This is a genomic window from Ponticaulis profundi, from assembly GCF_042659465.1.
Classification (GTDB): domain Bacteria; phylum Pseudomonadota; class Alphaproteobacteria; order Caulobacterales; family Hyphomonadaceae; genus Ponticaulis; species Ponticaulis profundi.
The window spans coordinates 191,288-205,252 of record NZ_JBHSSW010000004.1 but is presented as its reverse complement, the minus strand read 5'-3'; the positions used below and the strand labels follow the sequence as shown (position 1 = coordinate 205,252).

The 13,965-nt window shown below is 55.5% G+C and carries 17 protein-coding genes; 12 read left to right on the top strand and 5 right to left on the bottom strand.

Annotated elements, in window-relative coordinates; genetic code table 11:
- Positions 1 to 12 precede the first annotated feature (12 nt).
- The 4 genes from aroC (at position 13) to ACFQDM_RS04280 (ending at position 2,663) form a co-directional block, all read left to right on the top strand.
- Positions 13 to 1,116: a chorismate synthase gene (gene aroC, locus ACFQDM_RS04295; protein WP_377375951.1), complete on the top strand. Its 1,104-nt coding sequence runs from the start codon at positions 13 to 15 to the stop codon at positions 1,114 to 1,116.
- Entirely contained in the window at positions 1,113 to 1,613 is a 501-nt protein-coding gene (locus ACFQDM_RS04290; protein WP_377375948.1) for a hypothetical protein, read from the top strand. Before aroC ends, ACFQDM_RS04290 begins: the two co-directional genes overlap by 4 nt.
- Before the next feature lie 175 nt (positions 1,614 to 1,788).
- Positions 1,789 to 2,031, top strand: coding sequence for a hypothetical protein (locus ACFQDM_RS04285; protein ID WP_377375946.1), 243 nt, complete (start codon positions 1,789 to 1,791; stop codon positions 2,029 to 2,031).
- Between the two features lie 68 nt (positions 2,032 to 2,099).
- Positions 2,100 to 2,663 (top strand): MlaC/ttg2D family ABC transporter substrate-binding protein, encoded by a 564-nt coding sequence (locus ACFQDM_RS04280; RefSeq protein ID WP_377375943.1) that lies wholly within the window; start codon positions 2,100 to 2,102, stop codon positions 2,661 to 2,663.
- Between the two features lie 70 nt (positions 2,664 to 2,733).
- On the opposite strand, the gene ACFQDM_RS04275 is transcribed toward ACFQDM_RS04280, so the two are convergent.
- From ACFQDM_RS04275 to ACFQDM_RS04260, 4 genes are all read right to left on the bottom strand, one after another.
- Complete coding sequence (locus tag ACFQDM_RS04275) at positions 2,734 to 3,285, bottom strand: DUF924 family protein (protein WP_377375940.1); 552 nt, start codon at positions 3,283 to 3,285, stop codon at positions 2,734 to 2,736.
- Positions 3,282 to 4,349 carry a methyltransferase domain-containing protein gene (locus ACFQDM_RS04270; RefSeq protein ID WP_377375938.1) on the bottom strand — a complete coding sequence of 356 codons (1,068 nt, stop codon included), beginning with the start codon at positions 4,347 to 4,349 and terminating at the stop codon, positions 3,282 to 3,284. The genes ACFQDM_RS04275 and ACFQDM_RS04270 overlap by 4 nt, the downstream gene beginning before the upstream one ends.
- Positions 4,350 to 4,413: 64 nt before the next feature.
- Entirely contained in the window at positions 4,414 to 5,139 is a 726-nt protein-coding gene (locus tag ACFQDM_RS04265; RefSeq protein ID WP_377375935.1) for a TlyA family RNA methyltransferase, read from the bottom strand.
- A 105-nt stretch (positions 5,140 to 5,244) separates the two neighbouring features.
- Positions 5,245 to 5,382, bottom strand: a complete 138-nt coding sequence (locus tag ACFQDM_RS04260) for a hypothetical protein (protein WP_377375931.1) — start codon at positions 5,380 to 5,382, stop codon at positions 5,245 to 5,247.
- 176 nt (positions 5,383 to 5,558) lie between these two features.
- Here ACFQDM_RS04260 and ACFQDM_RS04255 point away from each other — a divergent pair, with 176 nt between their 5' ends.
- The 8 genes from ACFQDM_RS04255 (at position 5,559) to nadC (ending at position 12,806) form a co-directional block, all read left to right on the top strand.
- Positions 5,559 to 6,161: an HD family hydrolase gene (locus ACFQDM_RS04255; protein WP_377375928.1), complete on the top strand. Its 603-nt coding sequence runs from the start codon at positions 5,559 to 5,561 to the stop codon at positions 6,159 to 6,161.
- A gap of 26 nt (positions 6,162 to 6,187) precedes the next feature.
- Positions 6,188 to 6,724 (top strand): tyrosine phosphatase family protein, encoded by a 537-nt coding sequence (locus ACFQDM_RS04250; RefSeq protein ID WP_377375926.1) that lies wholly within the window; start codon positions 6,188 to 6,190, stop codon positions 6,722 to 6,724.
- Positions 6,724 to 7,689: an NUDIX hydrolase gene (locus ACFQDM_RS04245; protein ID WP_377375924.1), complete on the top strand. Its 966-nt coding sequence runs from the start codon at positions 6,724 to 6,726 to the stop codon at positions 7,687 to 7,689. Before ACFQDM_RS04250 ends, ACFQDM_RS04245 begins: the two co-directional genes overlap by 1 nt.
- Before the next feature lie 72 nt (positions 7,690 to 7,761).
- Complete coding sequence (locus ACFQDM_RS04240; protein ID WP_377375921.1) at positions 7,762 to 8,205, top strand: acyl-CoA thioesterase; 444 nt, start codon at positions 7,762 to 7,764, stop codon at positions 8,203 to 8,205.
- Between the two features lie 320 nt (positions 8,206 to 8,525).
- A complete protein-coding gene (nadA, locus tag ACFQDM_RS04235) occupies positions 8,526 to 9,671 on the top strand; it encodes a quinolinate synthase NadA (RefSeq protein ID WP_377375918.1) in 1,146 nt (381 codons plus the stop codon).
- Positions 9,672 to 9,900: 229 nt separating this feature from the next.
- A complete protein-coding gene (locus ACFQDM_RS04230; protein ID WP_377375915.1) occupies positions 9,901 to 10,362 on the top strand; it encodes a hypothetical protein in 462 nt (153 codons plus the stop codon).
- A 48-nt stretch (positions 10,363 to 10,410) separates the two neighbouring features.
- Complete coding sequence (locus ACFQDM_RS04225) at positions 10,411 to 11,952, top strand: L-aspartate oxidase (RefSeq protein ID WP_377375913.1); 1,542 nt, start codon at positions 10,411 to 10,413, stop codon at positions 11,950 to 11,952.
- Entirely contained in the window at positions 11,952 to 12,806 is an 855-nt protein-coding gene (nadC, locus tag ACFQDM_RS04220) for a carboxylating nicotinate-nucleotide diphosphorylase (protein WP_377375910.1), read from the top strand. The genes ACFQDM_RS04225 and nadC overlap by 1 nt, the downstream gene beginning before the upstream one ends.
- A gap of 51 nt (positions 12,807 to 12,857) precedes the next feature.
- On the opposite strand, the gene ACFQDM_RS04215 is transcribed toward nadC, so the two are convergent.
- Positions 12,858 to 13,655 (bottom strand): cell wall hydrolase, encoded by a 798-nt coding sequence (locus ACFQDM_RS04215; RefSeq protein WP_377375907.1) that lies wholly within the window; start codon positions 13,653 to 13,655, stop codon positions 12,858 to 12,860.
- Positions 13,656 to 13,965 lie beyond the last annotated feature (310 nt).

The window sequence follows — 13,965 nt, the reverse complement described above, 5'->3', positions numbered from 1 at the left end:
AGTTTCTAGGCCATGTCACACAACACCTTCGGACATCTGTTTCGCGTTACCACCTGGGGAGAAAGCCACGGCCCGGCCATTGGCTGTGTCGTTGATGGGTGTCCTCCAGGCGTTCGACTTGACGCGGAGCAGGTGCAGGCCTTTCTGGACCTTCGCAAGCCTGGCACATCGCGCTTTGTCACACAGCGCCGGGAACCCGATCAGGTAAAGATCCTGTCTGGCGTGTTCCAGGATGACCGCACGGAGGCGACCTATGGCGGGCAAGTGACGACAGGCACCCCGATCTGTCTGATGATTGAGAATGTGGACCAGCGCTCCAAGGACTATTCAGAAATTCGAGACCGATATCGTCCGGGTCATGCCGACTATACTTACGACGAGAAATATGGCGTGCGCGATTATCGCGGTGGTGGACGTTCATCTGCCCGCGAAACGGCTTCGCGCGTTGCAGCGGGCGCGGTTGCTCGCGCCGTACTTGGCGACGAGATCAAAATCCGCGCGGCGCTTGTCCAGATCGGCGATCAGACCATTGATCGTGAGAAATGGGATTGGGACGAAACCGAGAAGAACCCGTTCTGGTGCCCCGACGCGGAGGCGGCAAAAGATTGGGAAGTCTATCTGGACGACATTCGCAAGTCCGGCTCTTCAGTTGGCGCTGTCATTGAAGTCGTTGCAGAGAATGTCCCGGTTGGCTGGGGCGCGCCGATCTATGGCAAGCTCGACTCCGACCTTGCTATGGCCATGATGAGCATCAATGCCGTGAAAGGTGTCGAGATCGGTGCAGGCTTCGCATCTGCGGCGCTGACGGGTGAAGCAAATGCCGATGAAATGCGGGCTGGAAATGATGCGCCTCGCTTCCTCTCAAACAACAATGGCGGCGTGCTGGGCGGTCTGTCGACCGGCCAACCACTTGTCACCCGCTTTGCTGTGAAGCCAACCTCTTCCATCCTGACGCCCCGCCAATCTGTAACCGCTCAGGGCGATGAGGTGGACGTTCGAACAAAAGGCCGCCATGATCCCTGCGTAGGCATACGTGCGGCGCCCGTTGCCGAGGCGATGATGGCGTGCGTACTTGCGGATCACAAACTCCGACATCGGGGACAGACCGGTTCATGACAGGACGTGTTTTCACAGCCGACTATGACAAACAGGATATCATGACACGCGTATGGCTGCCGCTCGGCGCCGCAGCCATTCTCGGCATGGGTGGATTGCTGCTGAACTTTCCGGTCGCATCTTTCCTCGCCGCGTTTCTGACATTCATCGCGCTTCGTTTCTGGCCGCTTGCGCGCGATAACCGTCCAGCCCTGACACTTTCCAACGAAGGCGCAGAGATTGATGGGCTCGGACTGGTTAAGTGGAACGACATTTCCAGTGTAGAAGGCGGCGTCGTGAACATCCGGTCCGAAAAGCGCCCAGCTCTTGATCTCGATTTTCGCCGACCGATTGCCGATGTCTTTCAGGCGACGACCGCAACGCGACTGCGTCCATGGGAAATCCGGATTTTCAAACTTCGCCGAGATGGCAAGCTCCGCCTTGATCTCAGCAAGGTCGAAGATAACCCGGACGAGATTCAATCGGCCTTCCGGCACTTCTTCTCCGGATTGAACTAGCTTTCCATTTCGTTAATTCCGCACGCACCCGAAGTGCTAATTATTCCTATTCTTACAGCGCCTTAAGTATAAGCTGGTCAGCTAAGCGACGAACTTCGCCCTACTCTCGTCTAATCTGACAAGGAACCGCTTCTGTTTTTGAGTGTTCTTGAAACATTACAGACAGGAGCTGAAAATGGGACGCAACCCAATCACTTTTATCCTTGGCGCCATCGTTCTCGTCTTTGTGGCAGCCATGGGATTCTTCTATCTTCAGGAAGGCTCGTTCGAAGGAGCTGGCGCTCGCATGGATACCACAATGAGTGAGCTTGCCGACGAGACTGGCGACGCACTCGATCGCGCCGGTGATGCGACTGAAGACGTCATCAAGGACATCACCGAAGACGAAGCCACCACGGAAGACGTGACCAACAATTAATTCAACACCGGGAACCGAGCGCACAGATCGTTCGTTCTCATCCCACGTTGATCGTGAAAGGAAAGACCATGCTGAATAAAATGATCGTCAGCGCGTTTGCTGTTGCGGCAGTCGCAACACCTGCCTTCGCAATGGCCTCTGACTCAGCTGAAGCTGTTGTAGAAGCGGCCAATAACGATATTCAATCCTATCTCAGCGATGGCACACTTGATGCCACGGAAGCTGAACAGCTCCTCGAATACATCAATGTCGAGGAAATCGGTCGCTTCGCTCTGGGATCTGCAGCCCGCTCCGCATCTGACGCAGAACTGGCCGCTTATCAGGATGCCTTTCGCGGCTATCTCGCCGAACAGCTGCAGACACATCTGAGCGATATGGCAGGTGTCTCCTTTGAAATTGAAGATACCGTTGAGCGTCGCGAAGACGACGTGGTGGTCGAAACGACCGCCAAAGGCGATGGCTCCGAGGATCTGGAAGATGTCAGCTGGCGCCTGAAGAATGATAATGGCAGCTGGAAAGTCATCGACATTCAGGCAATGGACCTGTGGCTTGCCATTGAGCAGCGCTCACAGTTCGAAGCGAAGCTCGATGAAAACGGCGGTGATATTTCCGCGCTCACAGCTTCGCTCTAACTGAGCAAAACTTTAAACGAACAAGAGAAACCGCGTCCGGACTGTACATCCAGGATGCGGTTTTTCGTATTCAGTGGCTCGCGCCGAAACCACCCGTCTCCAGATAAGCGCGCTCTGCGTCTGTTGTTTCCCGGCCCAACACAGCATTGCGGTGCGGGAACCGGCCGAAGCGGGCAATCGCATCCATATGGAGCAGCGCAAAATAATAGTGTTGCATGCTGTCGAGTGGCCTCAACAGGTCACAACATTTCAGCTGATCTTCAAGATTTTCCGAATGCATGAAGGGCAGATAATAGAAATTCTTCACCGGCATCATTTGTGAATGATCAAAGCCAGCATCCAACGCCAGACCCGCAAGGCCCAGTGCTTTTGCATCCGTCGAGAACTGCTTGGCTTCGCCACGAAAAATGTTTCTCGGTATCTGGTCGAGCAGGATCAATAGGGCAAGCATGCCCGAAGCCGTCTCTGCCCAATGGTGGAGCTCACCATCACGGCCGGCCTCCCAAAGCGCCTCATATGCACGGCATGCATCGTCAAAGGCTTCCCCGCCATTGAACCATTTCTCTGGCCCGGCAGATATCCAGAAGTCCAGCAGTTTCAATGCGTCTGGCTGTTCACTCATAGAGGCTTCTTCCATCTTTGTATGCGCGTCAGAAAAACAGGCTGCACCTTGTCTGGCACCAGCCCCTGCTTTGAAAAGAGGCTATCAAAATCCTCGCGCAGGTAAGATTTGTAGTACGGCTCATGGAAGCCTTCCGGAAAGTATTCCAGCAAGGCGTTCAGCTCAGGCGTATCGTCGAACTGCAGCGAGTCCGCAAAGATGAAGACACCGCCAGATTTCAGAACACGCGCAATTTCACCCGCGACCGCTTTTCTGATTTTCGGCGGCAATTCATGGAACATATAAATGCTGACAATCATATCCATGCTGGAATCAGGAAGCGGCATGGCTTCAGCCTGCCCCTGAATGATGTCTGCCTGCGGCCAGTCTCGGACTGCGCTGCGAGCCTTCTCCGTGTAGTTAGGCGACAGATCCAGGCCGCTGGCGGCCAGCCTCGGGAATGCATCGAGCACAAGGTTCAAAAACCGGCCATTGCCACACGCCAGATCAAGAAAGGACGTCGCGCGCTGATCACGCCCCTTCATCTGACGAGCAACTTCACCGAGTACACACCGGCGCATTACATCAGCCGCGCCTCCGAACAGCACCTCGACCTGCGTGTCGTAAATGTCCGCGCTGTCATCGCTGAACCATCCACCCGACTGATAATGGAAGTTCTGGCGGTAATAAGTGGGATAAACACTAGCGTCCGCAGCGTCGCGAACCTCGGAACCATTGCGATGCAGACGCCGGTCATCAACGTCGCGTGCATCCTTCAGGAAACGCCGAGACCGTTTCAACGTTCTGCGGAGCTGAGAGAGCCGGACGTCGCGAGGGCGCGGATACAGACCCGCCTCTATATTGGCAAGATCGGTTTCGAACGCTTTGAGATAAGCTCTGCGCATCGCTTTCATGTCTGGGATGCCGTGCTCGGGACGGAATGGAGGCTCGCCCGGTCGGGTAAAGCCGCCAGCGCTTCGCCGGACATAGGTGTAATGACCGCCATACCAGAGGCTTCGCAGCCCCTGCGCGCCAATATATTTCGCACGAGACAAGGATTTCGAGATTGGGCTGGCTTCAGACATGAAACGGCTCCTTCCCCCTAACATATGATACATTCAGACGCGGAGAAAAGGAAAGCGGATCAGTTCATCCGGCTCGACAGGCCCAGACCAGCCATTCCTGATTGCCATCTGAACCAGTAATCGGTGATGGTGCCCAGGCCTTCACCAGCCAACCCTGATGTTCCAGCCAGTCCTGAAAGTTGGCCTTTGCCTGATCCACAGCTGCCTCGTCGTTCACGATACCGCCCTTGCCAACATGTTTGGGTCCAACCTGAAACTGAGGTTTGAAAAGCAGAACAGCCTGAGCTTCCGGCCCGGTCATATGCAAGGCAGGCAGCAGGACTTTCTCAAGGCCGATGAAGCTCGCATCACACACGATAAGATCAATTAGCAACGGAATCAGCGCTTCACTGATTTCGCGTGCATCGGTCTGCTCGAATAAAGAAATGCGCGGCTCATCCCGAAGTGATTTGTGAAACTGGTCGCGGCCGACATCAATCGCGTAAACATGCTCTGCACCCGCTTCGATGAGCACCTGACTGAAACCACCCGTCGAAGCTCCGACATCCAGGCAGACCTTGCCATTCACAGCGACCGGAAACTGCTCAAGCGCGCCTTGGAGTTTGAGTGCCGCACGCGAGACAAAGGGATGTGCTTTCTCCGCCTCAACATGATCATCCGGGCTGATCTTGAATGATGCCTTCGTCACGACCTGACCATTCACGAGCACCTTACCGGCAACGATCGCCGCCTGTGCCTCTGTACGGCTGCTCATCAGGCCTTCGTCAAAGAGAAATTTATCGAGTCGCATGGATGTGCTCATGGCCTGTTTTAGCGCGGCTGCCCGAAATGAAAACGGGCGGCTCGATGGCCGCCCGCTTTTCATTATATTATCACCCGCGCCTCAAATGGACGCTTATTCGTCGAACAGATCGCTCCACAGCGCTTCACGGCTGACACGGAGTGCCTCAAACACCACCGCGACACCTGCCACGCAAAGTACGATCAGAGGTACAGCTGGTTGCTGCACCAGGTTCACCATCACATCAAACATTATTCTTATCTCTCTCCCTCGGAGTGTGGACAGAGTACACCGCACAGCCTTAATGAAGCGTATCGAAAATACGATTTCCTTAGGCTCAATTATGACGAAACTATCTGTTTTCATTCATATTTTGACAGATTTTCTTTACGTTTCATTGACCTTTTCCACAGTCCGGAGAGCCCAGAATGGCTGCTAAAAAAAAGGTCCCACCACGTGCCTGGCAACGCATGCTTTCGGGCCGCAGACTGGACCTTCTTGATCCGTCACCGCTCGATATCGAAGTCGAGGATATTGCTCATGGTCTCGCCCGTGTCGCGCGCTGGAACGGACAAACCCTTGGTGAACATGCCTTTTCTGTCGCCCAGCACAGCATCCTCGTCGAAGAACTCTGCCGTGAACTATCACCGGGTCTTTCGATCGATGCATGCCTGACCGCCTTGCTGCATGACGGCGCCGAATATGTAATTGGCGATATGATTTCGCCGTTCAAAGCAGCGCTTGGAGTAGATTATCGGGTCTTCGAAGACCGTCTGGAACGGGCCATTCACATCCGTTTCGGTCTTCCTGCAGTGATGCCAAAAAATTTACACAAGCTGATAAAACGCGCAGATCACATCAGTGCCTGGCATGAGGCCGTCGTGCTGGCAGGCTTCAGCGCCGACGAAGCTGACGAGATTTTTGGCAAACCGGATATCCGACTGACCGACCCGCTTGTCCCAATGACGGCGCCGCAAGCGCAGTCCGAATTCCTGAAAAGGTTTCACGCTCTGCAGAATATGGTTAAATAGCGCGGCATGAAACAAGCGGGGGAAACATGACAATCTGGGTGACGTCTCGCACGCATGCCGCCAACTATGCACGCCAGCATGGCGCCAGGCGCGTTGTCAGCTTGCTGGCGCCCGGTGACGCCTTCCCGGTTGTCGACGGGCTCGGTGATGACCAGCACCTGAAACTTTCATTTGATGACATTGATGAACCGATGGCGGGCCTGAAGCCACCTGAAGAAGATGATGTCGTGCGGCTGATCGAATTCGTGAAAGACTGGGACCGGAATGATCCGCTGCTGATCCACTGCTGGGCTGGCATAAGCCGATCCTCCGCCAGCGCCTTTATCACAGCCTGCCTGCACAATCCCGACATTGATGAACGCAATATCGCAAATGCTATCCGGCGCGCCTCAAGAACCGCCAAGCCCAACCGCCGCATCATTCAGATGGCCGACCGGATTTTGAAGCGTGAAGGTCGGATGATGGACGCCGTTGCTGGCATGAATGCGCATGAATTCGCGGAAGAAGCCGTGCCCTTCAATATTCCATCGCGTTACGATCAGGTGCGAGGCCATTGGGTCTGATGAGTCTGCGTGTCGGTCTGACAGCGGTGATCGTCGCCGCCATTGATGGCGTGCCTCACGTTCTGGCAACACGTGCCACTGGTCCGCTGGGACTGGATGGCTTGCCTTTTGGTCCATTCGATCCGGAAGGTCACCGCACATTTGAGATCGGCCTGCGTGATTGGGTGACGGCGCAAACCGGTTTCGATCTCGGCTATGTGGAGCAACTTTATACATTCGGCGACAGGGGGCGCGAACTTCCGACCGCACGTCTTGATGATGTCTCGCCATTGTCGAGGATCATCTCGGTCGGATACCTTGCTCTGACACCGGAAGCGACCGAGATTGGCGCGTTCGAAGCCGTCTGGAGAGACTGGTATCGTTACTTCCCGTGGGAAGATCACCGAAAATCACTGCCTGATTTTATAAACACCGATCTCAGCCCGCTTCTCAAGGCCTGGGCAGAACGCCTGCCCTCACGCGATGAACAGCAGGAAGCCTGGGCACGGGCATGCCTCGCTTTCGGTCTGGACGGACGCAGCTGGGTCGAGGAGCGCGTGCTGGAGCGCTACGAATTGCTCTATGAAGCACAGATTGTTCCGGAAGCCTGGCGTGATCGCGGGGAAGACTATCCGCACGGCCTCTCGGAGCGCGTGATCGGCGCACAGATGCGGTCCGATCACCGGCGCATTCTGGCAACCGGCATGGGGCGACTGCGCGGCAAGATCAAATACCGTCCAGTCGTGTTCGAGCTCATGCCCGACACGTTTACGCTGTCAGAGCTGCAGGAGACTGTGGAAGGCATTTTAGGCCTGCGCATTCACAAGCAGAACTTCAGAAGGTCCCTGGAAAAATCCAATTTTGTCGAAGGAACTGGAGAGTTTGAAACCGCAACAGGCGGCCGCCCCGCTGAGCGCTTCCGCTTTCGCCGCGAAATCCTGAATGAGAAAGCGGCATTGGGTGTTCAGACCCCTCGAAAGAAATAGGTCACGGGTTGAACGTCCGGCTCCAGGCCGTAAATCTGTCTCGTCCCAGTAAAACGTCTCCGGAGTTGTCCCTTGTCCCGACCGCGCGCCAGGCGATCTGACTACCTACACTTTTCCACGCTCACAACGCGGTGGAACGATAACGACGCTTACGGGCACATGAACAATGTCGTCTATTATGAATATGTCGACACGGCGGTGAACAACTGGCTGAGACATGCCGCGCAAATGCCTGTTCCGCATGGAGATATTGTCGGACTGGTCGTTGAAACCGCCTGCACCTATCATGCAAGCCTCAGCTGGCCGGAGCGTATTGATGCGGGCCTGTGTGTCACAAAGATCGGGCGCAGCTCGATCACCTACGGCATCGGGTTGTTTTCAGAAGGTTCGGACGACGCTGCCGGTGAAGCACGCTTCACACATGTGTATGTCGATGAGAAAACACGCCGCCCCGCTGAAATCCCGCAGACGCTACGCAAAGCGGCCGAACAAATCTTGCGTCCCGGCAACAATTGAAGTCGGCGCGCAAGCATCAGAATATCGCCGCTGATGGATGAGTTTTTCTCAAACCTCGCCTTTTTTGGCAGATTTTGATCGCCAAACAAAATCAAGTTCACGAAATTGGGAACTCTTGCCGCTCAAAATCGTCCAATTAAGAACTTGCCAGAGCAATAACTTTGACGTATTTGTGACGCCCTGAGTTTTGCTCAAATTGGGCAAAAGGGTTCTCAAATCTCCTCTTCAAGGCCGAACGATCTTGAATTGGCGTCTTTGTCTACCCATATAATACTCAGATTGAGCAAAAGGGGTCCTGCCCCAGAGTAAAGGAGGGAATGATGGCCCGAATTATTGATGCTGCACCTGGTTGCGATATGCCGGCTCTACGCCGCACGCCCAGCGCGCTGGAACAACGTGGCCTCTCCTATAATGATGAGGTTCGTGCTGCGACCGACCATTTGTATGATGACGTGAAAGACTTCATCACCCCGATGGAATGGCCAGGCATTGCGCCACTCGTTCATGGTATCAACCAGCTCAAGAAGTCCCGCAACGCGGTCGTGCTGGCTCACAACTACATGACACCTGATATCTTCAACCTGATCGGCGATTTTCGCGGTGACTCGCTTCAGCTTGCACGCGAAGCCGCAAGTGTTGATGCCGAAGTCATTGTTCAGGCTGGAGTGCACTTCATGGCCGAGACATCCAAGATTCTCGCACCGGAGAAAACGGTTCTCATTCCGGACATGGAAGCAGGCTGCTCATTGGCTGAATCTATCACGGGTGCAGATATTCGTCTGATCAAACAGAAATATCCCGGCATCCCTGTTGTGACTTATGTGAACACAACCGCCGACGTGAAAGCGGAAACGGATGTGTGCTGCACCTCGTCAAACGCGGTTCAGGTAGTTGAGCATGTCGCAGCCGAATGGGGCGTCGACAAAGTGATCCTGATCCCTGACAAATATCTCGCTCGCAATGTCGCGGCGGTAACAGATATCGAGATCATCACCTGGGACGGCCGGTGCGAAGTGCATGAGCAATTCACCGCTGAGGATATTCACGGCCTGCGTGACGCTCACCCTGGCGTGCTGATCCTTGCGCACCCGGAGTGCCCGCCAGACGTTCTCGAGGCTGCTGACTTTGCTGGCTCGACCTCAGCTCTGTCGAACTATGTGTCGGAGCGCTCGCCGAACAAGGTGGTCTTGCTGACCGAATGTTCGATGAGTGACAATGTGGCGTCAGCCAATCCAGGCGTCGAGTTTGTAAAACCGTGTAATCTGTGCCCGCACATGAAGCGCATTACGCTGGAAAACATCTATGACTCTTTGAAAGAGATGAAGCATGAAGTGCTGGTAGATGAAGACGTTCGGATCGAGGCAAAGAAAGCCATCGACGCAATGCTCGCGCTTCCGAACCCAAAGACAGCGCGCCCATTCGAAACCGGTCTCGCTCCGAAAGAGATCGAAACACTGGGTGCCTGATCACAAAGGCCCCTGAAAGAGACAGGATCTCGATCAGGGGCCGCTTGCTGACAGTCTGCGCATGCACAAACCAGCACCAACGCCGAAAATGCGCCCCGAACAGTCTGGACACAAACGTGATTTCGATTTCAACTGAATGTGTGCGTATTCTGGCGTTTTAGACGAGGCGAATGTTCCACGCTGAACGCCTATTAGCGTTGAAAGCCCGGGACAGATAAGGAGGCATTCCGTGAGACAGTCGATCCGTATTGCCAGCCTGCTGGCCGCTGCTCAACTGATCGCTGCGCCTGCATTGGCGCAAAGCTCTCAGGCCTCATCGCCCATTACCGATGCCGAAATCGCTGGCGAATGGACGTTTATCGCCAATACGGGGCCGGAATGCACATTCTCTGGCAATGCGCTTTTGCTGCAAACGGATACGCCGTCACGGTTTTCTTGCGAGCTCACAGCAACACAGGTTTGCATGACCGACACCTGGCAAGTCCGCCAATCCTGCACAGCAACGCAGGTAAACGATCAGCTCGTCATCACCTCTCAGATCGAAGAGTTCGTTCAGGGCGAGCCAAACGGCGGCTACAAGCCGGACAATTTCAAACTGACGATCAAATCAGCTGACCTCATGAAAGGTGTTCTCGTTTCATGGGGGTTTCATATGGCTGAATTTCGCCGATCTGATGGGACCATTTCCTAACATTATGAAACAGCGTTCGAGTATGAGTGCAGTGCGGGACCCGATCGCATGACGGATCGCGTGGATGTTTTAATCGTTGGTGCGGGCCTTGCCGGCCTCTTCCTTGCGCTGCGCCTTGCACCGCGCCGCTGCAGGGTGATCTGCCCTGCCCCCATCGGTACAGCCGCCTCAAGCGCTTGGGCGCAAGGCGGGCTTGCCGCCGCTTTAGGTCCTCAGGATTCGCCGGAATCGCATGCTCAGGACACGCTGATTGCAGGCGACGGCCTCGTTGATCCCGTGACAGCCAGACTGATTGCGGAAGCCGGGCCGGAACGTGTGCGCGATCTGCTTGAGATGGGAGTCCCCTTCGACAAGACGCCCAATGGCGCCCTCGCCCTGTCATTGGAAGCCGCACACAGTCATCCGCGTGTGGCACGGGTTGCCGGCGACCTCGCCGGGAAAGCCATCATGGAAGCCTTGTCTGCAGCGGTACTGCAGGCATCACATATTGAAATCTCAAATGGACTTCGCGCCATTGAGCTCCTGAAGGACGAGCATGGCCGGGTGGCTGGCGTCCTCGCTGAAGATACTGATGGCGAGCAAATCGCGCTGCCCGCTGACGAAACCGTGTTCTGCACAGGCGGTTCAGGCGGCCTCTTTTCTGTAACGACCAATCCGAAAGAGGCACGCGGCGACGCCATTGCCATGGCCTATCGCGCAGGCGCTCTTCTGTCGGATCTGGAATTCGTCCAATTCCATCCTACCGCCATTGATATTGGCCGCGATCCAGCGCCCCTGGCGACCGAAGCGCTACGCGGCGAAGGCGCCCGCCTCGTCAATCGCGATGGCACCCCCTTTATGCCGAAATACGACCCTGCCGGCGAATTGGCGCCACGAGACCGCGTTGCCCGTGCCGTTCACAAGGAATGGCTATCCCCAAATGGCGCGTTTCTGGACGCACGCGAAGCCGTCGGATCGCACTTCATCGACCATTTCCCCACCGTGTATGCCACGTGCCAATCGGCAGGGATCGATCCAGTGACACAGATCATCCCGATCGCACCCGCGGCGCACTATCATATGGGCGGCATCGTGACGGACATCTGGGGGCGTACCAGCCTGGCAGGTCTGTCAGCCTGCGGCGAGTGTTCTTCGACCGGAGCGCACGGCGCAAACCGACTTGCGTCGAACTCTCTTCTCGAAGCGGTGGTCTTCTCAGCGCGCATTGCTGATCGACTGCGAGACAGCGATATCCCTGCAGCTGGCAGCATTACGCCTTACACGCCGCCGGCGTCTCTAAGCTCAGACAATATGCAGCTGCTCCGCCGCGCCATGTCCAAGGACTGCGGCGTCGTTCGTAACAGAGACGGACTCACCAGCCTTTCGAAACGACTTGGCGAGATGTCCAGCATGCACTTCACACCGCAAACAGAGCCTGCACCTGTGACCGTCGCAAAGCTGATTGTGGCCTGCGCGCTCGAACGCGAAGAGAGCCGCGGTGGGCATTTCCGGGAAGATTTCCCTGACCACGCAGCCACTGCGAGACGAACCTTCCTTTATAAAGGGGCCAATGCAGCCCCCGTTTTTCAGACCGGATTCGAGATTGCCTGATGAAGATACTTCCTCCCCCGCTCCCGGATATCGTGCTTGAGCCGATTGTCAGACTTGCTCTGGCAGAAGACCTCGGTCGTGCTGGAGACCTGACAACAGACGCCACCATTCCCGTCGGTACAAAATTTCGCGCCCAGATCACTGGACGCAAACACGGTGTCATTGCCGGTCTTGATGCCGCCGCGCTGGCACTCAAACTCGTAGACCCGACCGTCAGCCTCTCTATTCAGACCCAGGACGGCGAAGCGGTTTCGCCCGGTCAGGCTGTCGCCACGCTGGAGGGCGAAGCACGCTCTATCCTGATTGCTGAGCGGACCATGCTGAACTTCATGGGGCGGCTCTCAGGCATTGCGACGCTGACATCGGCATTTGTTGATGCAATCGGGGAATCCAAAACCCGCATAGTCTGCACGCGCAAGACAACACCTGGGCATCGCGCACTTGAAAAGCGCGCTGTGCGTTGCGGAGGTGGCACAAGCCATCGCTATGGTCTCGATGACGCGATCATGATCAAGGACAACCACATCGCCGCCTGCGGCGACATTGCAACGGCCGTGGAACGCGCCCTCGCCTATGCTGGCCATCTGCGCATGGTTGAAGTCGAAGTGGACTCGCTTGATCAGCTCGAGATCGTCATCCCGCTCAAGCCACATGCCGTCCTGCTCGATAATATGCCTGTTGATCAGTTGAAAACCGCCGTAAGCATGGTGAATGGCGCCTTTGTGACCGAAGCCTCGGGCGGCGTTACCCTTGAGACCGTACGCGCAATTTCAGAAACTGGCGTTGATTTCATCTCGTCAGGCGCTCTCACGCATTCCGCGATCAATCTCGATCTCGGTATGGATGCGCTCTGAATCAAAAAAGAGCGCCAGTTGGCGCTCTTCTGAAACTCTCTTCGAAGACTTCTAAGTCTCGCGTGACGTACGTTCGCGCACTTCTGTCCATTCCTTCCCTTTTGGGAAGCGGTAGAAGATATGCGTACCGATCGTTTTCGTGCGGATCAGGTGCTGGTTCCAGACCGGATCAACGTAATCGGTGTGATAGTGCGTCGCTGTGCCTGTCAGAGGCTTGTTGAGGCCCATCATGACATGCGCAGCAACCGTTTGCGCGCGCTTCCATGTCTTGCCGCGTGGGACGCGATCCATGGCACCATCACAGGTGAAGGAGAACTGGCAACCCGTTGAGCGTTCAGAGCCCTGGAAGACCACGCCACAGACGGAGTCTGGATAGCGATAGTCGCTCACGCGGTTCATGATCACTTCAGCAACGGCAATCTGGCCAAGCACGTTTTCGCTGCGCGCTTCATAGTAGATCGCCTTGGACAGACAATCGACTTCCTTGCCAGACTTGTCCGCCAGCTCGAGATGAGCAGGATCGAAGGACGCGAAGGAGGCAAGCGCAGCAAGGTCACGATAACGCTGACCAAACTTGTCGAGCATGGAATCAGGCTCACGCTTCAACGCATACTCAACGGTCCGCATCCACGGGTTATTCAGAACAGCAGCATCGTCTTTGCTCTGAACAGGCGCACGTGTCTCGATGCGCTCCGCAAGGAATTGCGCTTCTTCACGGAACTCAGCTTTAGAAGCTTCGTTCTCTACACGTCCCTGAAGGGTCGGCAGAGCAACGGCAGCTGTAATCACGCAAGCCGAAATGGCAGCACCACGCTTCAGCGTGACGCGTTGGTCTTTGTCAGACAGCATTGTCCACATTGCGGTAGCGCGGCTCCGAAGTGACCGCTGACGCAGACCAATACGTGAAGAAGTCTTAGAAGAGTTTAACATCTCTAAAACAATCCCCAACTTGTGTTCTTGCCCGAATTGCTTCGGTTTGTCTTGAGTAGTTGGCAAAAGTTACAAAGTCGAACCATGCCAATGATTGTGCAAAGTCGGTCGTAGATACTGGTTTTATCCTCGAAGGCAAGGCCTGAAAGGCAGTTGCGCATGCAACCCTTTCGCGAGTTATGCATTAGAACTCGCTTACTTATATGTTTTTCTTGGAGTTTTATGTCGC